Consider the following 19,888-nt stretch of genomic DNA (forward strand, 5'->3'; position numbering starts at 1 on the left):
AAGCCCGGTCGGCCAGTAAGGTGGCGACCGGGCTTCGGCTCGGTTGGATCAGTAAATGCTGAACGGGAAGTACTTGTCGTTGATCTGCTTGTAGGTGCCGTCAGCGATGATCTCGGCCAGTGCCTTGTTCAGGTTCTCGCGCAGCTCGTCGTTGCCCTTGCGCACGGCGATGGCGATCTTGTCGTCATCGAAGACCGGCTCGCCCTTGAACTCGAAGTTCTTGCCGGCATCGCTCTTGAGCCATTCCCACTGCACGAAGGTGTCGGCAAGGATGCCGTCGACACGGCCGGAGGCCAGGTCCAGATAGGCGTTCTCCTGGGTGTCGTAGAGCTTGATGTCGACCACGCCGTCGAGGTTGTCTTCCAGCCAGGTGCCGGCGATGGTCGCGCGCTGGGCGCCGATCACCTTGCCGTCCAGGTAGTCCTTGTCGGTCTTGAAATCGACGGACTTGGGCGCCACGAACTGCAGCTTGTTGGTGTAGTAGTGGTCGGTGAAGTCGACGGCGTTCTTGCGCTCCTCGGTGACCGACATCGAGGCGGCGAGGAAGTCGAACTTGCCGGCGTTCAGCGCCGGGATGATGCCGTCCCAGTCGGAGGTGACCACTTCGCACTCGACCTTCATCTTGGCGCACAGCGCGTGGGCGATGTCCAGGTCGAAGCCGACCACCTGGCCGCTGGCGTCGATCAGGTTGAAGGGCGGGTAGGCGCCTTCGGTCCCGATCCGCAGTTTTTCCGCAGCGAATGCCTGGGTACCGATGATCAGGGATGCAGCGGCGGTCAGCAGGATTTTCTTATAGCTCTTCATGCGGTGTTGCTCCATTAGCGATGGCTGGACATGAATTGTTTACAGCGCGCCGATTGCGGGTTGTCAAATACCTGCTCGGGCGTTCCTTGCTCCTCGACCAGGCCCTGGTGGAGGAAAACCACTTCGCTGGATACCTGCTTGGCGAAATTCATCTCATGGGTGACGAGCAGCATGGTGCGGCCTTCTTCGGCGAGCGACCGGATCACTGCAAGCACTTCTTGTACCATCTCCGGGTCCAGTGCCGAGGTGGGCTCGTCGAAGAGGATCACCTTGGGCTGCATCGCCAGGGTGCGGGCGATCGCCGCGCGCTGCTGCTGGCCGCCGGAAAGCTGGTTGGGATAGGCGTGGCGCTTGTCGGCGATGCCGACCTTGGCCAGCAGCGCCTCGGCCACTTCCGTGGCTTCGGCCTTGCTCTGGCCGAGAACCCGGCGCGGCGCCTCGATGATGTTGTCGAGGATGGTCATGTGCGGCCAGAGGTTGAAGTTCTGGAACACGAAGCCCAGCTCGCTGCGCACCCGGTTGAGCTGCCGGCCATCGGCGGCGACCAGGTCGCCCTGCTTGTCGCGCTTGAGCTTGAGCTGCTCGCCGGCGACCAGGATCTCGCCCTCGTTGGGATTCTCGAGCAGGTTGATGCAGCGCAGGAAGGTGGACTTGCCAGAGCCTGAAGAGCCGAGGATGGAAATCACATCGCCATCACGAGCGGTCAGCGAGATGCCTTTGAGAACTTCCAGATCGCCGTAGCGCTTGTGCAGGTTGCGGATTTCCAGTGCGGGTATGGCCTCGGCCATGCGGGGTCCTCTGTGAGACCGGCGAAGGCCGCCAGGTCTGGGTATTGTGTTGATTGCGCTCCGGCCGACTGCTCGCCATCCTGGCGAGGCGCAAACCTAGCATGCACCGGGGCACGCGCCAAGCGCGAAGAAGGCCGAATTTACCGGCTTCGTGGGCTCTAAAAGCGCCCAACGGCCTTCATCGCTCCCGCTCGTCCCGTCTGCGCCGGTGCCTGGCACGGCTGTCCGCGAATGGGCGTGCGGGGTCTCGCTACTGCTGAGGCGATTTCGCTTCGTCGGCTTCGCCGCTGAGCATTTCGTCGTGCTCTTCCATTTTCCACGGCAGGCTGCCGGGGGAAATATGCAGGAAGTGCAGGTACTTCTCGAACTGGTCGAGGATGTCGCCGATGATGTCCGCCTGGTCGTAACCATAGATGTCATAGGACTGCCCGCCACGGCGCAGGAAGACTTCCGCGCGGTAGTACTGGTCCTCGTCATCGGGCTTTCGGAGAGTGCGAACGCCGGCATGGCGTAGCTGAGCAGACGGATTTCGTAGATGAAATCCAGCTGGTCCTCCTTGATCACCTCCAGGTACAGCCGCGAATTCTGTTCGTCGACGTGCACCTCGGCCGGCCAGCCCTGTTCGGCCAGCGCCCGCTGTACCCGGCGCATGCCCTTGAGCACGGCGGTCGACATGAAGCCCTCGACCTCCTCGCGGCTGGGGAAGTTGACCAGGCCCGCCAGGCGCTTCTTCCACAGGCCGGGCCCGGCATTGCTGGCCAGCCGGCTGCCCTGCATGTGGCTCTGCAGGCTGACCTCGTGGTGGCCTTCGATCACCAGCGCGCGCCACATGCCCAGTGCCGACAGCAGCATGACGACGGCGAAGGGCAGGGCGCTGGCGATGGTCATGGTCTGCAGCGCGCCGAGGCCGCCGGCGAGCAGCAGGGTGGCGGCCACGGCGCCTTCGCTGCTGGCCCAGAATACCCGTTGCCAGACCGGCGTATGCGTGGCGCCGCCGGCGGCCAGCGAGTCGATCACCAGCGAGCCGGAGTCCGACGAGGTGACGAAGAAGGTGATGATCAGCAACACCGCGATGAACGAGGCGATCGCGGTCAGTGGCAGCCGCTCGAACAGCTTGAACAGCGCGATGGCATGATCGGCCTGCACCTCGCTGATCAGCGAGCTGTAGCCCTCGACCATGATCAGGTGCAGCGCGGTGTCGCCGAAGATGGAGAACCAGAGGAAGGTGAAGATGGTCGGCACGAACATCACGCCGAAGACGAACTGGCGGATGGTGCGGCCGCGGCTGATCTTGGCGATGAACAGGCCGACGAAGGGCGACCAGGCGATGGTCCAGCCGAAGATGAACAGCGTCCAGTTGCCGATCCAGTCGCTGCGGCTGTAGGCCTGCAGGTTGAAGGTGCGCTCGATGATGTTGTTCAGGTAGCTGCCGGTGTTCTGCAGGAATGTCTCGAGGATGAAGATGGTCGGGCCGACGGTGAAGACGAACAGCATCAGCGCGATGGCCAGGATCATGTTCAGCAGCGAGAGGTTCTTCACCCCCTTGTCGAGGCCGGCGACCACCGAGACGATGGCCATCAGGGTGATCAGCGCGATGGCGATGATCTGCACGCCGATATTGACCGGGATCTGCGGCCACAGGTAATTCATCCCGGCGTTGATCTGGGTGACCGACAGGCCGAGGGTGGTGGCGATGCCGAACAGCGTGCCGAGGATGGCGAAGATGTCCACCGTATGGCCGATGGGCCCGTGGATGCGCTCGCCGATGAGCGGGTAGAGCGCCGAGCGCATCGACAGCGGCAGGCCATGGCGGAAGGAGAAGTAGGCCAGCACCAGGCCGGTCAGGCCGTAGATCGCCCAGATGTGGAAGCCCCAGTGGAAGAAGGCGATCTGCATGGCCTGCTTGGCCGCATCGACGGTTTCCGGGGCGCCGACCGGGGGCGTCGAGTAGTGCAGCACCGGTTCGGCCACGCCGAAGAACAGCAGGGCGATGCCGTAGCCGGCGGAAAACAGCATGGCGAACCAGGCCGGGAAACTGTACTGCGGCTCCGCATGGTCCGGCCCGAGCTTGATGCTGCCCCATCTGGTCAGCGCGATGCCGACGATGAAGACCAGGAAGAACGCCACCGCCAGCATGTAGAACCAGCCGAAATTGGTGGTGATGAAGGCCAGGCTCGCGCTGAAGACCTCGCCGGCCAGCTCGGGATTGCTGATGGTGCCGATCACCAGCAGCAGCGTCACGACCACCGCCGGCACGAATACCGGCACGAGGATCACGGCCTTGGGCAGCGTCTTGTCGGGGACCATAGGAGGCGATGTTCTCTGGGTGGAAACTGAAGGGCATCGGAAAATCCGGGCACGCCTCAAGCATAGACGGTCATTTTCGCGAAACGCTCAACGTGCGCCGCTCGCCGGAAGGAACGGCCGCGGGGGACGGGGTCAGAAAGCCGCTTCGAGATGATGCCGTCGCAGGATCGCCGACACCGTACCGTCCGCGATGAGCTCATCGAGCGCCTGCTCGAAGGCGTGGAACTGTGCCGCGCTGATGCGCTTGCGCGACAACCCGATGCCGTAGGACACCGGCTGCAGCTCGCCGACCTCGTGGATCTCGTGCAGCCGTTCGTCTTCGATCAGGTGCCAGGCGACATCCTGGTTGGCTACCGCCATGCCGTCCTCGCCGAAGCGGCCGGCGGCGAGCATGCGCAGCAGCCGGCGGTTGTCCGCCACCAGCTGGATGTCCACGTCGGCGACTTCCCGCAGGCGCTCGCTGAGCACGAACGAAGTGCCCGAGGGACCATAGACGCCGACCGTTCGCCCGGCCATGTCTTGCGGGCGGTGGTAGAGGTCGGGGCTCGGATCGCGGGCATAGACGCTGTAGCGGGAAGTGACCAGCATGCGCGTGATATGGAAGGCGCGGTCGCGCTGCGGTGAGTGGATGACCGTGAAGATTCCGTCCACCTCGCCCTCCTCGGCCAGCGCCAGGGCGCGGCGCCAGGGATGCACGGCGATCGGGCAGTGCCGCTCGAGGCGTTTGCACACGGCGAGCACCACCTCGACCAGTGGCCCGGCAGCGGCGGAGCCGTCGGCGCTGGGGTCGGCACCGGCCCGGACCTCCTGCGCGGCGACGTAGGTGAACGGCGGGAAGTCTTCGGTAACGAAGCGAAGCTCAGTGGCGTGGCTCTCGGCCGCGACGAAGGCCAGGCCCATGCACGCGGCGATCCATCGTATCGGCATGGCGCTAGCTCCAGGGCGGCCGGACACTCACAGACGCGCTCTGCCTCTGCGTTAGGCACAGGCTAGCGCGTTGCCGGTGGTTGCGCGACCTTTCGCCGCCGATCGCGGTTGGCTGCCGGGCCGGAGCACCGGTTGCCCAATGAGCGTGGCGGCGACGCGACGGCCGGCCGCCCGGCCCCCTGCCGGCGTCCGGAAGGCGAGACGGCCACGCCAGGTTGTGCGCGGCCGTCTCGCCCAGGGCTCTAGAAGCTGACCTGATAGCCGAGCGTGAAGGTGCGCCCGCGGCCGTTGAACACGCGGCCGTTGCGGGTGACGTCCGAGCCGGTGTTGGCGGCCTGCGAGTAGTAGGTGAGGTAGTCGCGATCGAGCAGGTTCTCGATACCGAGGTTGACTTCGCCGACCGGCAGACGGTAGCCGACGGAGGCGTCCACCAGTGTGTAGCCGTCGAAATCCAGCCCCGGCTGGTCGAAGCTACGGCTGGCGTAGTGGTTGGCCTGCAGCAGGCTGTGCAGTCGTTCGCTCCAGTTGGCTTGCCAGCTGATGCCGTAGCGGTCCGGCGAGATGTTGGCACCATCCAGATCGGTATCCACATCGCCGTCGCCATCGGTATCGGACTGGCCATTGACCTGGGCGTAGGTCAGTTGCAGGCGATGGGCCGCGTTGACCTGCCAGCCGCCGGTGAACTCGACGCCGTCGATCTCGGTGCGTTCGCGGCGAATCTGGTAGACGCCGCCGACGCTGTCGAGGCGCGAGCCGAGGTCGGCATCGGATTCGTAGTAGCTGATTTCCGCATCGAACGGACCGTGCTTCAGGCGCAGGCCGATCTCGCGGTTCTCGGTGACGATCGGTTGCAGGTCGAGGAAATTGTCCACCCGCGTACCCGGCGTGCCGATGCCGCGCAGCACGCGGCCGACGTCGGGCATGCCGAAGCCCTCGGAATAGTTGGCGAACAGCTGCGCCCAGTCGTTCATCTGCCAGACCAGGCCGGCGTTGTAGAGCGTTTCCTCGAACTTCGGCTTGCCGCCCTCGACGGTGACGCCGCCCAGCGCCGGGTTGGTCGAGGCGATGGTGCGGAAGCTGTCGACCTCGAGTTCGGCGAACTCGTGGCGCACGCCGGTGAAGAAGGTCAGCTGCTCCAGGGCGCGGATTTCCGCTTGCAGGAAGGGCGCATAGTTGCGGAATACGGTTTCGGGCACCCACTCGCGATCGGTGAGGATCAGCTGCTGGCTGGTGGTGTCCTGCAACACGTCGAGGCCGCCGGTGAGCTTCAGGTGATTGTCGAGCAGGCCGTCGCGGCTGAGGGTGAACTTGCCGCCGTACTTGTCCGACTCGTTCTGCGACTGGTCGAACAGCGTGCCCACTGGCGCAATGCTGGCATCCTGGAAGGTGCCGTTGTAGCCACCGCCGAAGCGGCCGCGAAAGCGCTGGGAATACAGCTGCACGCCCAGCTCGTTGCCATACAGGTCGGCGTGCTTGTAGGACAGGCTGGTCGCCAGCACCTCGTTCTGCGGCGCCTTGCCCAGCGGGTCGCCCTTGCGCGAGGTGGCCGGGATGCCGGCGTTGGCGTTGCCGGGCACGTTGACGTACTCGTGTTCGCCCTCGACCTGGTAGCGGTTGACCATCAGGCCGATGTTCTGGTTGTCGTCCAGCCAGTAGCCGAGCTTGAGCAGCAGATCGTGGCTGGTCGAATCCATCACTCGCCCTGGGTATCGTCGACGCCGATCAGGTCCCGTTGGCATCGTAGAACATACCCTGGGTCTGCCAGCTGGCCGAGGCCAGGTAATCGAAGTTGCCCTGGGTGCCCTCGACCCGGTAATCGAGCTTGTATCCCAGCCCCTCGGACTCGTAGTCGGTGGGCGCGGTGAAGCTCACGCCGGCGTGCTGGCGCAGCGTGCCGCTGGCCGGCCGGCGGGTGACATAGTTGATGATGCCGCCGGTGGCCCCCAGGCCGTGTTCGGCGCTGGCACCATGAATCACTTCGATGCGCTCGACCATCGACAGGTCGATCACGTAGCCATCGCGCTGGCTGTCGCGCAGCGGTGTCGATTGCGGCACGCCGTCGATCAGGATCAGCGCCGAGCGCCCGCGGAAAGTTTCGCCGGCGCTGCTCATCTTCTGCCGGCTCGGCGAATAGGACGGAATCAGGTTGCTCAGCACCGCACCGTGGTCCGAAGTGATCGCCAGCTGCTGCTCGATCTGCTCGCGGCTTATCACCGTGATCTTCTGCGGTGTCTTGCCCGCTTCGCTTCGGGCACGTGTCGCACTAATGGTCACGGCCTCGAGTTCCTTTGCTTGTTCGGCTTCTTTGGCCAGGGCGGGAATGGTTGAAAGGGAAAGGGTTGCGAGCGAAATGGACAGGCACAGCCAGGATTTGCGGAACACGTGACGCTCCCGATGTTGGTGTTGTGGAGGGAAATCGGGGCGGGAATGTAAACTAAATGAAAATAATTTGCATTGTGTTTTATCTTGTGCGCACAGCGCGACCGAGGAAAACGTGCCGGCACCAGCCGGCTCGACCGCTCTGGAGTCGTCGTGCTGGGCAGGCTGGCTGGGAAGGACAGGGAGTGCGTCGGGGAAGAGAGGGTCAGCACGCGTCCGCGAACCGGCCACGGGAAGGGCGGGTATCGTAACGTGGAAACGCAGGGCGCCCGGTGTGGGCCTGTTTCAGGGTGCGGAACGCAGAAAGCAAAAAAGGCCCACCGCAAGGTGAGCCTTTTCGTTCGAATCAGTGGTGCCAGGGACGGAACCGAACCAATCGCTACAGGCGGCGTATTTACTGGGTTTGTGTGGTTCGCTGGTTTTGTGATGCCCCCAAAAATGCCCCCAAAACAAAAAGTGCCCCCCGTTCCGGCTCCAATGGCTCGTTTCGCCTTAGCGTTTCCTTAGCGTGCTGCCGCCTGCTGTCAGGTGTCGCACCTCGCCCTAATCTCGCCCCAGCCCTTGCCGTAATCTTGCCGTCCGCCTCACCCAAACATCACCCTCGATGGCGGCTTGCATGGGGTGTTTCCCCAATCGTCCATGGGGTTGGTTTTCGCAACGCCAGCACAGCTCTTTTTAGGGGCTACAGAAACCGTTCATGGGGTTGTTTCCGCAGCGGGCGTTCGTGCGTGAAAAGTGTGCGCGAAAGTGCGTAGTTTCCGTGCGTACCAGGTGCGAACCAATTGCGCGAACCGGCTGCGAACCGGGCCACCCCCCATTAGGTTCTCCCGGAGGGGCGCCGGGGGTGCGGGTGATTCGCGCCGTGACCGTTCGCTATATACGGCGCTGGCTGGTGGGTTGGTTGTTGTTTCGTTGTCTCGCTCCGGGCTTCGCAGGTAGGGCGCTGGTGCTGGGCAATAGGCCAACTGGTGCCGGTCGTTTCCGCCTTGCTGGTGTCCGTTGCGGGCGTGCTGGCTGGGCTTCCAGCGGAAGGCGGAACCGGAAGCGGGGTCAGGCTGGAAAAGTCCGTATGAAGCGAAAAGGCGGGGCGCGAATCACCCGTGATGGGTGCCGGGGTGGGGAAGAACCTAATGGGGTGGGGTAGCGCCGTCCGTGGCGCTGGCGATCAAACCACGCGCAGCACGGGCGGCAGCTTCGGTCCGAAAGGTGCGCCGGGTGCGAACGGATCGGGTAGCGCTCCCTCTGGTGCGTTGCGGATGAAGTCAGCCATAGCCAGCAGGCAGGCCTGATACAGCGGCCCGCCGTCTCCCCAGGCCGTGCCGTGCCCCGTTGCGCTGTCCTCCAGGCAGGCAATAAAAACCAGCTCGTGTAGCCCGGTGTCACCGTCGCGGATCGCTTGTGCTCGATGCGTGGGGTTCACGCTCAGCAGATCGCACAGCCGGTCGAAGCCCAGCGCCGCCGTGGTGCTGGCGCTTTGCAGGATGACGGCACGGCCTATGCCGATCAGCGTCCGGCTCATACCCTCCAGCGATTCGGCTTCGTGCTCCCTGGCTTGCTGCTCCAGGTCGGCAACGGCTGCGGCAGTGAATGGCAAAAAGGCTTTCAGCTTGGCGGCTTTGCGTCTCAATGCGCGGCGCTCTTGGTGGATCGTTGCGCGCTCATGACAAAAAAGGCGACATACCCGGCGCGTGGCGATTAGTTGCGTGCTCACGCTGGCGCCTGGCTTGTCGGCTATGTTGGCGAGCGCTCGAATCTGGCTGGCTTTCATCGGTTCGGCTCCTTTGGTGCGCCGTCTAGTTCGGCATCAGCCCAGCGCCAGCGAGCGGCGGCCAGGGCTTCGGAATAGGTCATTGGCTGGCCGACCATGTAGCCAATCGGCTGGCCTGCTCGGGTGATCCTCCAGGCGGTGCGCTTCGGCTCGCTGGTGGCCTCTGGTGCGGTTGGTCGTGCTGGTGCGCTGGTCGGCTGCTGCGGATCGTTGGCAGCGGGTTGGACGGGTGGGGTAGCTGGTGCTGGTCGCGTATCGCTCGATAACCCCAAGTTGTCGGCAAGCTGTGCAAGTGCGCTCATTTCGCTTTCCCTTTAGTGTTTTGCCGTGGGGACAGAGGGGACAAAGGGGGCGGCGAGTAACGGCGCGGGCTGTAGCTGTCCCCTATGCCAGTCAGTGGGTGGGGACAAAGGGGACAAATTGCCCGGCCTGTCCCCACTGTCCCCTTGCCTTTGCAGTGGGTGGGGGCAGCTCTAGCCCTTGCGGCACTAGGGCGCCCACGCTGTCCCCACTGTCCCCAGCAGCAAATGCAAGGTTCGTTTACTGTTCCGGCTCCAGCCTGGCGGCGTCGATCCAGTACAGTTTTTCCTTGCGCCCGCTGGGCAGTCGCTTGGTGGCTTGAGCGCGGCCCGGTTCACGCTTGGCAATTGCTCCGACCGACTCCAGTGCCAGCACCACGCGCCCCAGGTCGTAACCTTTGGCGGCTTCCTCCAGGCCGGGGCGGTTGAACAGGTACAGGCGCCCGGTCGGGCTGTCCTCCCAATACCCGGCGCGGTCCCTGGCTTCGCCTTCGGGGTCATCGGCGGATGAAAACCGGGTGTCGCCGTGGCGGGCGATGAAGTCAGCGATGGCGCGCAATATCTGCCGATCCTCGCTTGGACCTTGCCCCCGGCCTGCTCGCCATACCTCAAACAGCCCCAACATTGCGTCGCGGGCTGCGCCAGTCGGCAGGGGGAGAATGCCAAAGCTGATAGCCAGTTCCCCCGCCATAGCCACCAGGGCGAAGCGTTCGGCAGCACGGCTTTCCTGCCCGCTGGTGCTGGGGTACTGGTTGCAGAGTTGCGCCAGCAGCGCGGGCAAATCGTCCTGCTCGCCAAGCTCCAGCAGCTTGCGGATGAACTGCGGCCCCGCGTGCCCGTAGTGCGTCACGCTGGCGCGCTGGATCGCGTCGGAGAACTCCCGGCCCCCGGTCATGCCGTGCAAGTTGTCCCAGGCGCCGAAAGCGCGGCGGGCGGGTATATCCAGCAGGCGGATTTCCTGCCCGGCCCGGCTGCGCTTGCCGCCTTCAGCCATCAGCGCCGATAGCCCCAGCTCGCCGGATGAAAACAGCATGACGCGCCAGCGCTTCGCAGCCCGTGCCGAACCGTTGCGGGTGGCTCTGGCCTTGCCGGTGCCGTTCGCCATTGCATAGACCACAGCGCCGATTTCCCGTGGGTCGGCCTCGCCTATCTCATCCAGCGCCAGCAGCGTGTCATTGCGTTGGCTGGCGATGCCTTCCAGCCCGTTGCCAGTAGCGCGCCAAGTACGCTTGAAGTCCTCACCGTGCCCCCATACCGATGCCCCGGCCAGAATGGCGGAACTCTTGCCCGTGCTGGAATCACCGACGATATGAAAGCCCCCGCCTTGCCGTTGGACGTGGTATAGCAGCGGCCCGGCAAGCGATGCGCACACGCTCAGCACTAGCAGCGGGTTGCCCTCGCACTTGGCGCCGATGCTGTCTTGCCAGCCTTCCAGCGTTCCGCCTTGGCGGTAGTCGTCACCGTTGGCGGCTTCGCTCTGGAATATCGCTTTACCCTTGCCGATGTTCTGGCGCGGCATGATGAAAAGCTCGCGGGTGTGCCAGCCGGTAGACGTGGCCGCTATCACGCGGTCTTTCGGGTATTGCGCGGCGATGTACTGGCAGACCTTGGCGCGGCGCTGGTAATCAATGTCCAGGCCCATGCCCAGCAGAACGGACAGGATCGAATCGGGCTTGCCCGCCAATAGCTCGTTGGGCATTGCCCAGGTCAGTTCGCGGCGGTCGGCGTTGCGGAATCGCAGCAGGCGCCCGTAATCGCCGTCCTGGCCTTCGTTGCGGGTGACGGCTTCGACATGCAAAGGCCCGCACAGCCATTCATCGAACGGCAGATACTCGCCGCTTTGCTTGTCCAGGCTTTGCCCGTGATACCAGACGCCGGGGCGCAGCTTCACGCCGTCCAGTGTGATGGTGTGTTCATACACTCGGTAACAGGGGCGCTCGATGGCTGGCGCGACGGCTTCCGGCACAATCGGGGTGACGATGGCTGCGCTCATTGTGCGGCCCTCCAGTTGGCTAGATCGTTGAAGTCCGATAGATCAATCGGCGCATCAGCGGGAAATGGTGGCAGCACCAGCCCACAGCCCAGCACGGCGGCGGCTTGGGTGGCTGCGGCGCGTCCGGGGTTGCCTTCGGTCTGGCGGTCGTCGTCACCCGCGATAATCAGCGGGTTGTCGGGGTAGTGCCGTCGGAGCTGGCGCCCGACTTCCAGCAGGTTGCCCGCATTCATGGCGCAGGCCACGGCGGCGCCGGTTTCGGCATGGATGGTTGCCCCGGTTGCCCAGCCTTCGCAGACGTACAGCGGCTGGCCTGGCTCCAGTGTGCCGATGGGCGAATAGGCACCCTTTACCCGGCCTCCAGATAGGAAACGCTTACTGCCGTCCGCTGCGATGCGTTGCAGGTTGCACAGGTAGCCATCGGCGTACAGCGGCACCAGCAGAACGTCACGGCGTTGGCGCAAGCGATGCGGGGCAATGCGCTTGCGGGTCAGGTAGGGGTGTTCAGGGGCAGCCGGTCGGGCTTCGCTCCATAGCGTGCCCGCATAGCTGGCTGTCGCAATCTGGCGCCGGGTCTGGTCGGCTTCGCGCTGCTCCCGTGCCTGCTCGACGCGCTGGCGGATCAATTCGGCCTCCATCGGGTCGGCAGGTTTGCGGCTGCTCCAAGTGCTAGAACCTCCCGCCTTCCAGCTACCGAACGCACCCGATGCGATGCCGTCCAGGTGTAGGACATACCAGCCGTTGAGCGTGCCGGGCTTGTCGTCTGGCACGCGGAAGCGGTGAATGGTGCCGTCTGTTACAGGCAGCCAATCCAGCGGCCCGAACGTGGCTTGCAGGGCATCGCGGAAGGCCAGTTCGGCTTTCTCCAGGCAAGCCGATCCCCTCGCGCACGGGCGCCGTTTTGAATAGTCATGGTTTAGCCTCTGCGGTCGGGTTCGGTGCGGTGGCCTTGCGGCGCTCCAGCTCGTACTCGGCGCCGTTCGCAACGTCCACGAGCCTGCCGGATAGCGTGCCCAGCGAGTTGATAAGCCAGCCGATATTGCGGGCGGTGTCGTTCGATAGCTCGCCAGCGTCGGCAGTCCAGGCCAGTAGCTCGCCAATGGCGGAAATGCCGTGCGCCATGGTCAGCGCTTCACATTCAGCTGTGCGCTCGATGGCGTCCAGATCATCAGTGGACAGACGGCCCATGCGCAAAGGGTCGGGTAGCAGGTGACTCCAGCAGACGGCGCTCATTGGGCACCCCCTACGGTTTCCAGGGAGCGGGCGCGGGCCATCGCTTCGTTGTAGCGGCGCAGGCGAACGGACAGGGACGAATCGGCGCGCAGGGCGGCGAAGGCGCGTGCCTTCCAGGCGGCGGCGTGAGTAGACGGATTGCGGGTGGTTTGCATGGGTGTAGCTCCTTGGATTGTGGAGCTGCCACGAACCGTCGCCAAACGATTAAGGGTGGCAGCTGTACGCGGGTTGGCGAACCGGCATCCAAGGGAACCGGCAGACCTTTCGGTCTCCCACGCACAGCCGCCATAACGGACTGCGGGCACAAAAAAAGCGCCAGCTGTCTGCGGTGCGGCGCTTGTGCGCCTTGGATAGTTCGGGTCGCCAAACCCGGTCGCTGAATTTGCAGCAACGGGCGAACCATAGCGCTGCTGGTGCTGGCTGGCAAGGTAGGGAAGGGGCGTCGAGGCAATCATGCGGCGGCCCTCCCTGCTTCGGGGTTGGTTCGCAGGTAGTACAGGGCTATGCCGCTGTGGTTGCGCCCGTGGTCGTCAATCAAGGTGATGCGCTGGGTTTCGATAGGGTAGCCCGCTTCGCGCAGCTCCTTGATGCGTGCGGCTGGCATCAGAATGTTTAGCTCTCGACGCGCCGTGATCGTGTCGATGGGGCCAGCCTTCAGCCTGGCGAGCAAGCGGGCGCGCTGCGCTTCGGTGCTGGTACTATAGCCTGGCGTTTTCTTGGGGCTGGCCTGTTGGTCGGCCTTTTTTGTGTCGGTCATTTATGCAGCCTCCCCGCGTTGGGCGGCGAGCGAATCGCACCAATGCAAAATTTCCGATTCGATCCAGGCCACCGACTTCGGCCCAAGGGTGACTTGAGCCGGGAAGGTTCCGGCAGCAATGCGCCGATAAATCTCGGATGTGGAAAGGCTGGTGTAGTCCTTCACTTTTGCCAGCTTGATAAAGCGGCGGGGAAGTGGGGCGGGGTTGGTTTGTGCGGCCATTTCGTGTTGCCTCTTGGGCTTTGTTGAACACGATTGGCATTGAACGTGGCAAGGCAGCGCTTGCGTCCTATTGGGTAAAGGCAAAACCCCATTGGGGTTAGCAGATGCCCGCTCGTAAGGCGGCTGCCTTTAGGAACTTAACCGTTGTTTCCGGGCTGTTTGGTAGCTCCAGCGCGTGAAAAGCGGCGGCGCTCCTTAGAGCGTCGTCAGCCTTATACGGTGTGGAAAGGTCTAGCTTAGCCATTGCCGCCAGCGTTGCGATGATTTGCTCGGTGCTCTTGCGCTCACTGGGATGAAGCGGTTTTCTTGTTTGGCTGTCATCTTCGTTCAACGCTGCCATAGCGAATGGAGTCAGAGAAAATTCGCCGCTCTCTGTTTGCAAGCCGCAAAGCCTATCTGCTATCGGCCAGCTAAATCGGGGGCTCGGTGAAAAATTCACCTGCAATGGGCGAAAGATCTGCGCCGGAGGCGGAAGTGCATCGTTATTCGCCAAGTCTGCAAGGCGGCGGACCTCTTCATATGCGTAGAAGTACGTTTCAATATCGTCTGTCGCTATTGATTTGAGATCTTCAAGTTCGAACTCTAGCTTTATCGACTCGGACTCAATCTCTGAGGGGCGCTCAATGAAGAAGAACAGCTCCTCTCCATTTGTTCCGTCCACCAAGCAAGCTTCCACGCCATCAAAAATAGAGTACCGACCGGACAAGATGCCGATTCGGCTTTCAGCCTGTGGTGATGCTTTTCCGTTCGAAAAAAGGCATTTGACCGACTCTAGGTCAAAGCCAACCACTCGGGTGCCGTGGCACAGAATCGGCGTAAGGTAGCAGCGCTCCCAAAGCTCACGAACCGTGCCTGCGCTCACTGCTTCGCCTGTCAGGCGGGTTAGCAGGGTTGATGTTTCCTCGGTCGTTAGGACGGGTTTGAATTTTGCGAACTTGCTCACCGTGACACCCTCCCAGGCGCCCCACTTCCTGAATAAATCGGCTGGTCAGGCGGGTGGGAAGTCCGCTTTTCGCTCCGTCGAGCTAGGCCAGCCAAACCGTTAAGCCTTGCGCTTGATGCTCACCACGTTGGCGCCGCCGCATTGCGCGTCTATCGAATCAGCCCAGGCTTGCATCATTTCCCGGCGCTGCTCCAGGTAGGTGGCGTGGTTGTAGGTATCGCGGATTTCGTCGTTGTCGCCGTGGGCTAGCTGGCGCTCGATCCAGTCGCGGTTATAGCCGCGCCCGTTGAGTTCGGTGCTCAGCAGGTGGCGGAAGCCGTGGCCGGTCTGGCGGCCTTCGTAGCCCATCAGGCGCAGCGCCTTGTTTATCGTGTTCTCCGACATTGGCCGGTCTGGGTTCTGCTGCCCGGCAAACACTAGCGGGTAATCGCCCGTGATTTCCTTGAGCTGGCGCAGGATGGCGACGGCTTGGCGGGGCAAGGGCACCACATGCGGGCGGCGGGCTTTCATACGCGCTTTCGGAATGGTCCAGGTCGCGCCGTCTAGATCGAACTCCGACCACGGCGCCTGGCGCAGCTCACCAGGGCGAACGGCGGTCAGCACCAGCAAGCGGATGGCGCAGCGGGTCAGCGTGTTGAGCGTGGTCGATTCGATCTTGCCCAGCAGCTCGGGCAGTTCGGCAAACGCAACGTGCGGATGGTGGCGGGTGGCTTTCGGCGGTGCGGCTACCACGTCCAGATCGGTGGCCGGGTTGGCTTCGACTACGCCTTTCGCCAGCCCGAAGCGGAATATCTGGTGTAGCCATTGGCGGATTTTGCCGGCGGCATTCAGCGTGCCCCGCGCTTCGACCTTGCGCACCAGCTCCACCAGTTCGGGGCGGGTGATCGCCTTTACCGGACGGCTACCGATGCCGGGTATCAGGTCGTTTTCCATGTACAGCTTCGCCTTGTAGGCGGTGCTTTCGGCCCAGCGTGGCGAGTTGTAGGCGTACCACTCCCGCGCCAGCGTCTCGAATGTCACGCCATCGGCCCGTTGCGCTTGTTTAGCGGCCTTTTTCTCTGCGCCGGGGTCAACCCCTTGGGCTAGCAGCTCGCGTGCGTCTGTGCGCTTCTGGCGGGCCTTCACCAATGTCAGGGCGGGATAGGGGCCAAACGACAACGGGGTCATCTCTTTTCCGTTGAAACGGTATTTGAAGCGCCACAGCTTTGAGCCGGTCGGCTTCACGTCCAGGTACAGCCCCTGGCCGTCAGTCAGCTTGAAAGTCTTTTCTTTCGGCTTTGCTGCCTTGATCGCTGAATCAGTCAGCGGCGTGACTTTGCGGGGCATAGGGCACCTTCGTAGGGACGTCGCAGTGACCGAACTGGCGACGTCCCAAAGAATGCCCCTAAAGATTCGGGCTTACAAGGGAAGGGTAGGGAATTACAGACAACAAAAAACCCGCACGGGGCGGGCTTCTTGTGGGCTTTCGGGTGGTTTTGGCACCACCTGAAAACGAAAGGTGGTGCCCAGGGACGGAATCGAACCGCCGACACGGGGATTTTCAATCCCCTGCTCTACCGACTGAGCTACCTGGGCAACGGGGCGCTATTAGACGGATTTGGCTTTTGCCTGTCAAGCGCGCTCCGGAAAAATATTTAATCCGGACGGGCGCTTAGCGTTCCGGGCGTGTCGCGATGGCTCATTCGCTCGGTGGCACGTAACCCTCGGCCTGGGCGTATTCCTCGCCGGAGAAGAACTTGTCCATCTCGCCCTGGAGGAACTTGCGGTCCTCGGCGTTCATCATGTTCAGCCGGCGCTCGTTGATCAGCATGGTCTGGTGCTTCTGCCAGTCTTCCCAGGCCTTTCTGGAGACGTTGTTGTAGATGTCCTCGCCCTTCGGGCCGGGGTAGGGCGGGCGGTCGAGGCCGGGGAGTTCTTCGTTGTACTTGCGGCAATGCACGGTGCGGGTCATGGGGTTTCTCCTGCATGCAATTCAGCGGCGGCGCGCTTGAGCAGTTTCTTCACCGGCGCGGCGAGGCCGAGGCGCGGTGGGGTGGCGAGGTTATACCAGAGCCAGTCGGCCTCGGCCACGCTGCCTGGCGCGGACTTGACCCTGATCAGCCAGGGTTCGATGGCCAACTGGAAATGGCTGAAGGTATGGACCAGGCCGGGAAGTTCGCGGCGCTCCTCGAGCTGCAGGGCGTGGCGCTCGGCCAGCGGGTCGAGGGCGGCCAGGTCGTCTAGTTCCGGCAGGCTCCAGAGCCCGCCCCAGAGGCCGCTGGACGGCCGCCGGTAGAGCAGGATGTCGCCTTCGCGGTTGGCCAGCAGCGGCATCAGGGTGCGCTTCTGCGGCAGCGCCTTGCGCGGCTTGGGGTGCGGGAAATCGGTCTCGCGGCCGAGCAGGTGGGCGCGGCAGCCTTCCTTCAGCGGGCAGAGCAGGCAGCTCGGCTTGCTGCGGGTGCAGAGCGTGGCGCCGAGGTCCATCATCGCCTGGGTGTAGTGGTTGACCCGTTCCCGCGGGGTGAAGCGCTCGGCGATTTCCCACAGCTGGCGGGCCACCTTCGGCTCGCCGGGATAGCCGGCCTGGGCGACGTAGCGCGCCAGCACGCGCTTGACGTTGCCGTCGAGGATCGGCGCGCGCAGGCCCATGCTCAGGCTGGCGATGGCGCCGGCGGTGGAGCGGCCGATGCCGGGCAGTTCGGCGAGTTTTTCCACATCCTGCGGGAATACGCCGCCATGTTCGGCGACGATCAGTCGGGCGGTCTTGTGCAGGTTACGCGCCCGGCTGTAGTAGCCGAGGCCGGTCCACAGGTGCAGCACTTCGTCTTCCGCGGCGGCGGCCAGCGCCTCGACGTCGGGCAGCGCGGCCATGAAACGGTCGAAATAGCCGAGCACGGTGCCGACCTGGGTCTGCTGCAGCATGATCTCCGAGACCCAGACCCGGTAGGGCGTGATGCCCTGCTGCCAAGGCAGGTCCTTGCGGCCGTGGCGGTCGTACCAGGTGAGGACCGCCGTGCCGAACTGCTCCGGGCTCATCGCTTGAACAGGCCCTTGAGGGCGTCCTTGAGGTCAGGGCTGACCTTGTCGCCGAGCTTCTCCTCGATCTTCTCGCTGAGCTTCTCGCCGGCCAGCCTGGCCGCGACCTTGCCCAGTGCGTCGTTGTCGAAGCGGCAGGCCTTGGCGCCCAGCTCCAGCGGGCCGCGGCAGCGCAGCGGCCATTCGATGCCGACGTAGCGCTCGTTGACCTGACAGGCCGGGTCCGGCATGGCGCCCTTGTCGCCTTCGATGACGATGCCGACGCGATAGTCCATGCCCAGCACGCGCAGGTCGACATCGCCGTTGCCGTTGACCGTCAACCCGGGGATGCTGGCCTTGAGGTCGGGGTTGCTGGCCACGCCGTTGCGCAGGGTGAGGTTGCCCTTGAGCTCGCGGAACGGCGTGTCCTTGCTGCGTGGCTCGCTGGACAGCTGCTTGCGGTTGAGCGTGGCGATGGCGCGGCAGAGCTGCTGCTCGAGGTTGGCGTCGACCAGCACGCCGTTGTCGACGATGAAGCCGACCTTGCCGTTGAGGTTGTCGACCCAGGCCTTCTGGCTGTTGCCCTGGGTGCGCAGGTCGCCGTCCAGGTTGAGCAGGCCCTTGACCACCACTTCCTCGCCCTGGCTCTCCAGCAGGCGTTCGGCCGGCACGCCGGTGAGGCGGTTCTGCACGCTGAGCTGCGCTAGCGCCGGACGTGCGTCGAGGCTGGCGGAGGTATCCAGGCGGCCGCCGTACAGACCGCCACGCAGCTCCTGCAGGCTGAGCAGGCCATCGCGGGCGCGGGCCTTGAGGTTGAAGCCATCGAACGGCAGTTTCATCGCGGTCAGGCTGCCGACGGCGAGGCCGATCTCGGCGTCGAGCGTGCGCAGGCGGTCCAGCGGCAGCACGGGGGCATCGCTCCAGGCCTGCTGGGTCGGGCTGCTCGGCAGCGGCGTGGTGCCGCTGCCAACGGCGCTGGCTGGGTGCTCTTGACCTCGCTCTTGCGCGCTGCACCGGCGGCTTCGTCCTTGGCCGGCGGCGGCAGGTAGCGGTCGAGGTCGAGGCGGTCGCCCTTGAGGTTGACGCGCAGTGCCTGGCGGGCGAAGTCGCTGACGGCGATCTGCCCGGTAAAGGTGCTGTCGTCGAGCTTCAGCGTCAGTTCTTCCAGCGCCAGGCTGTTCTGCGTGCCGCTCAGGCGGCTGACCAGCTCGGCCTTGCCCAGCGCGTTGCCGTCGGCCATCGCCGGCAGCTCCTGGCCGGCGCTCTGGAGGAATTCGCGCAGGTTGAACTGTGCCACGGTCAGCGCACCGCTGAGCTTGGGTTCGCTGTCGAGGTCGCGTGCCTTCAGTTCGCCGAGGCCGCGCAACTGGTTGGCGGTGAACTTGAGGCTGTTCCACTCGGCGATCTGCGCGGCGAGGTCGACCAGCAGCTGGCCCTGGGCGCTGAAGCTCAGGGTCTTGCCCTGCAGCGGCTCGCCCGAGGCTTCGCCGGACAGGCGCATGTCCTCGAACTGGTAGCGCTTGAGCTGGTTGTCGAAACGCAGCGCGCCCTGCAGTTCGGTACGCGCGCGCATCACCGGCTGGTTGCTGCCGAAGAAGGCGCTGAGCTTGAGCGGGATGGCGCTGCCTTCGCGGATCGCGCCGGTGCTCAGCTCGATGCCTTCGGCGCTGAATTGCTGGCCGCTCTGGGCGTCCTGGTAGGTCACCCGGGCATCGCTGACGGTGAGGCTGTCGATGTCCAGCTTGAGCGGCCGGCCGCGTGATGCCGGCGCCGTGCGCCTTCGTCGGCCTGCGATTCGGCCGGCGCCTGCGGGGCTTCGGCGGGCTGCCCGGCGGGGCTGGTCGGCTGGCCGACGCCTTCCCAGTTGCCGCGGCCCTGCTCATTGCGGCTCAGGGTCAGGTTGAGGCCGTTGACGGTGATGTCGCTCATCTGCACTTCGCGGTGCAGCAGCGGCATCACCCGCACGGAGAGGCCGAGCATGCGCAGGTCGGCGAACGGCTGGTCCGGCGTCTGCACGCTGGCCAGGGTGGTTTCGTGCAGTTCCAGGCCGAGCCAGGGGAACAGGCTCCAGCCGATGTCGCCGCCGATGTTCAGTTCGAGACCGGCCTTGCTGCGGGCGAGGTCGCGGATCTCGTCCTTGTAGTCGTTGGGATCGAAGAGGTGGGTCAGGGCGAAGCCCGCTGCCACGACGATCAGCAACAGCCCGAGAATGACCAGACCCAGGATTTTGCCGAGCGATTTCATGGACGAATCCTTGTAGATGAGCGATCTGAAAAGTGCCGAGTATAGCCCTGTGCCATTGGCATGGTGGGTGGACGGTCGGCTTTGGAGTGGCGGCGCGGGGGTCGGTTCCGCAACCAGGGCCGCCGGGGCGACGGGGTGACGGGCTCAGAGCGGATCAAGCGGCAGATGCGTCCGTGCGGCCAGGGCGCTGGCTTCCAGATGGCCCGCTGGCGCGGCCAGGCGCAGCGGCT

Annotated in this window: 16 protein-coding genes, 1 tRNA gene and 3 pseudogenes; all 20 read right to left on the bottom strand. The window is 64.3% G+C overall.

Going from position 1 to position 19,888, the window contains the following annotated elements; genetic code table 11:
- Window positions 1-48: 48 nt before the first annotated feature.
- Entirely contained in the window at window positions 49-804 is a 756-nt protein-coding gene (locus BAY1663_RS13120) for an ABC transporter substrate-binding protein (RefSeq protein WP_037041503.1), read from the bottom strand.
- A 14-nt stretch (window positions 805-818) separates the two neighbouring features.
- On the bottom strand, window positions 819-1,592 hold the full coding sequence (locus BAY1663_RS13125) for an ABC transporter ATP-binding protein (RefSeq protein ID WP_037041505.1): 774 nt from the start codon (window positions 1,590-1,592) through the stop codon (window positions 819-821).
- Window positions 1,593-1,842: 250 nt separating this feature from the next.
- Window positions 1,843-3,899, bottom strand: a pseudogene (locus BAY1663_RS13130) (BCCT family transporter).
- Between the two features lie 132 nt (window positions 3,900-4,031).
- On the bottom strand, window positions 4,032-4,799 hold the full coding sequence (locus tag BAY1663_RS13135; protein WP_037041507.1) for an ABC transporter substrate-binding protein: 768 nt from the start codon (window positions 4,797-4,799) through the stop codon (window positions 4,032-4,034).
- Between the two features lie 269 nt (window positions 4,800-5,068).
- On the bottom strand, window positions 5,069-6,520 hold the full coding sequence (locus tag BAY1663_RS13140; RefSeq protein WP_256206740.1) for a TonB-dependent receptor: 1,452 nt from the start codon (window positions 6,518-6,520) through the stop codon (window positions 5,069-5,071).
- A gap of 28 nt (window positions 6,521-6,548) precedes the next feature.
- Window positions 6,549-7,100 carry a TonB-dependent receptor plug domain-containing protein gene (locus BAY1663_RS25305; RefSeq protein ID WP_256206741.1) on the bottom strand — a complete coding sequence of 184 codons (552 nt, stop codon included), beginning with the start codon at window positions 7,098-7,100 and terminating at the stop codon, window positions 6,549-6,551.
- Between the two features lie 1,270 nt (window positions 7,101-8,370).
- A complete protein-coding gene (locus tag BAY1663_RS13145) occupies window positions 8,371-8,973 on the bottom strand; it encodes a hypothetical protein (RefSeq protein ID WP_037041509.1) in 603 nt (200 codons plus the stop codon).
- 540 nt (window positions 8,974-9,513) lie between these two features.
- Window positions 9,514-11,265: a DUF927 domain-containing protein gene (locus BAY1663_RS13150; RefSeq protein ID WP_037041511.1), complete on the bottom strand. Its 1,752-nt coding sequence runs from the start codon at window positions 11,263-11,265 to the stop codon at window positions 9,514-9,516.
- Window positions 11,262-12,134 carry a toprim domain-containing protein gene (locus tag BAY1663_RS13155; RefSeq protein ID WP_371257620.1) on the bottom strand — a complete coding sequence of 291 codons (873 nt, stop codon included), beginning with the start codon at window positions 12,132-12,134 and terminating at the stop codon, window positions 11,262-11,264. The genes BAY1663_RS13150 and BAY1663_RS13155 overlap by 4 nt, the downstream gene beginning before the upstream one ends.
- Before the next feature lie 40 nt (window positions 12,135-12,174).
- On the bottom strand, window positions 12,175-12,453 hold the full coding sequence (locus BAY1663_RS13160; RefSeq protein ID WP_256206745.1) for a hypothetical protein: 279 nt from the start codon (window positions 12,451-12,453) through the stop codon (window positions 12,175-12,177).
- Window positions 12,454-12,494: 41 nt separating this feature from the next.
- On the bottom strand, window positions 12,495-12,653 hold the full coding sequence (locus BAY1663_RS24480) for a hypothetical protein (RefSeq protein ID WP_164838456.1): 159 nt from the start codon (window positions 12,651-12,653) through the stop codon (window positions 12,495-12,497).
- A 296-nt stretch (window positions 12,654-12,949) separates the two neighbouring features.
- On the bottom strand, window positions 12,950-13,255 hold the full coding sequence (locus BAY1663_RS13165) for a helix-turn-helix domain-containing protein (protein WP_037041515.1): 306 nt from the start codon (window positions 13,253-13,255) through the stop codon (window positions 12,950-12,952).
- Window positions 13,256-13,477 (bottom strand): AlpA family transcriptional regulator, encoded by a 222-nt coding sequence (locus BAY1663_RS13170; protein ID WP_037041517.1) that lies wholly within the window; start codon window positions 13,475-13,477, stop codon window positions 13,256-13,258. It abuts the gene before it with no gap.
- Window positions 13,478-13,574: 97 nt separating this feature from the next.
- Entirely contained in the window at window positions 13,575-14,420 is an 846-nt protein-coding gene (locus BAY1663_RS13175; protein ID WP_128576284.1) for a hypothetical protein, read from the bottom strand.
- A 99-nt stretch (window positions 14,421-14,519) separates the two neighbouring features.
- Window positions 14,520-15,746: an integrase arm-type DNA-binding domain-containing protein gene (locus BAY1663_RS13180; RefSeq protein WP_037041529.1), complete on the bottom strand. Its 1,227-nt coding sequence runs from the start codon at window positions 15,744-15,746 to the stop codon at window positions 14,520-14,522.
- Window positions 15,747-15,919: 173 nt separating this feature from the next.
- Window positions 15,920-15,995, bottom strand: a tRNA-Phe gene (locus tag BAY1663_RS13185).
- A 103-nt stretch (window positions 15,996-16,098) separates the two neighbouring features.
- On the bottom strand, window positions 16,099-16,371 hold the full coding sequence (locus BAY1663_RS13190; protein WP_037041531.1) for an oxidative damage protection protein: 273 nt from the start codon (window positions 16,369-16,371) through the stop codon (window positions 16,099-16,101).
- Window positions 16,368-17,435 carry an A/G-specific adenine glycosylase gene (mutY, locus tag BAY1663_RS13195; protein ID WP_037041533.1) on the bottom strand — a complete coding sequence of 356 codons (1,068 nt, stop codon included), beginning with the start codon at window positions 17,433-17,435 and terminating at the stop codon, window positions 16,368-16,370. The genes BAY1663_RS13190 and mutY overlap by 4 nt, the downstream gene beginning before the upstream one ends.
- Window positions 17,432-19,658: pseudogene (locus tag BAY1663_RS13200) on the bottom strand (AsmA family protein). The gene mutY and the pseudogene BAY1663_RS13200 overlap by 4 nt, the downstream one beginning before the upstream one ends.
- Window positions 19,659-19,802: 144 nt before the next feature.
- Window positions 19,803-19,888: pseudogene (locus BAY1663_RS13205) on the bottom strand (aspartate 1-decarboxylase autocleavage activator PanM); the annotation flags it as partial.

It is taken from the genome of Pseudomonas sp. BAY1663 (assembly GCF_000582595.1).
GTDB classification, from domain to species: domain Bacteria; phylum Pseudomonadota; class Gammaproteobacteria; order Pseudomonadales; family Pseudomonadaceae; genus Stutzerimonas; species Stutzerimonas stutzeri_AF.

Coding starts and splice junctions, on each gene's coding strand:
- BAY1663_RS13120 (WP_037041503.1), bottom strand. CDS start 804: ATGAAGAGCTATAAGAAAATCCTGCTGACCGCCGCTGCATCCCTGATC.
- BAY1663_RS13125 (WP_037041505.1), bottom strand. CDS start 1,592: ATGGCCGAGGCCATACCCGCACTGGAAATCCGCAACCTGCACAAGCGC.
- BAY1663_RS13135 (WP_037041507.1), bottom strand. CDS start 4,799: ATGGGCCTGGCCTTCGTCGCGGCCGAGAGCCACGCCACTGAGCTTCGC.
- BAY1663_RS13140 (WP_256206740.1), bottom strand. CDS start 6,520: ATGGATTCGACCAGCCACGATCTGCTGCTCAAGCTCGGCTACTGGCTG.
- BAY1663_RS13145 (WP_037041509.1), bottom strand. CDS start 8,973: ATGAAAGCCAGCCAGATTCGAGCGCTCGCCAACATAGCCGACAAGCCA.
- BAY1663_RS13150 (WP_037041511.1), bottom strand. CDS start 11,265: ATGAGCGCAGCCATCGTCACCCCGATTGTGCCGGAAGCCGTCGCGCCA.
- BAY1663_RS13160 (WP_256206745.1), bottom strand. CDS start 12,453: ATGGGCCGTCTGTCCACTGATGATCTGGACGCCATCGAGCGCACAGCT.
- BAY1663_RS24480 (WP_164838456.1), bottom strand. CDS start 12,653: ATGCAAACCACCCGCAATCCGTCTACTCACGCCGCCGCCTGGAAGGCA.
- BAY1663_RS13165 (WP_037041515.1), bottom strand. CDS start 13,255: ATGACCGACACAAAAAAGGCCGACCAACAGGCCAGCCCCAAGAAAACG.
- BAY1663_RS13170 (WP_037041517.1), bottom strand. CDS start 13,477: ATGGCCGCACAAACCAACCCCGCCCCACTTCCCCGCCGCTTTATCAAG.
- BAY1663_RS13180 (WP_037041529.1), bottom strand. CDS start 15,746: ATGCCCCGCAAAGTCACGCCGCTGACTGATTCAGCGATCAAGGCAGCA.
- BAY1663_RS13190 (WP_037041531.1), bottom strand. CDS start 16,371: ATGACCCGCACCGTGCATTGCCGCAAGTACAACGAAGAACTCCCCGGC.
- mutY (WP_037041533.1), bottom strand. CDS start 17,435: ATGAGCCCGGAGCAGTTCGGCACGGCGGTCCTCACCTGGTACGACCGC.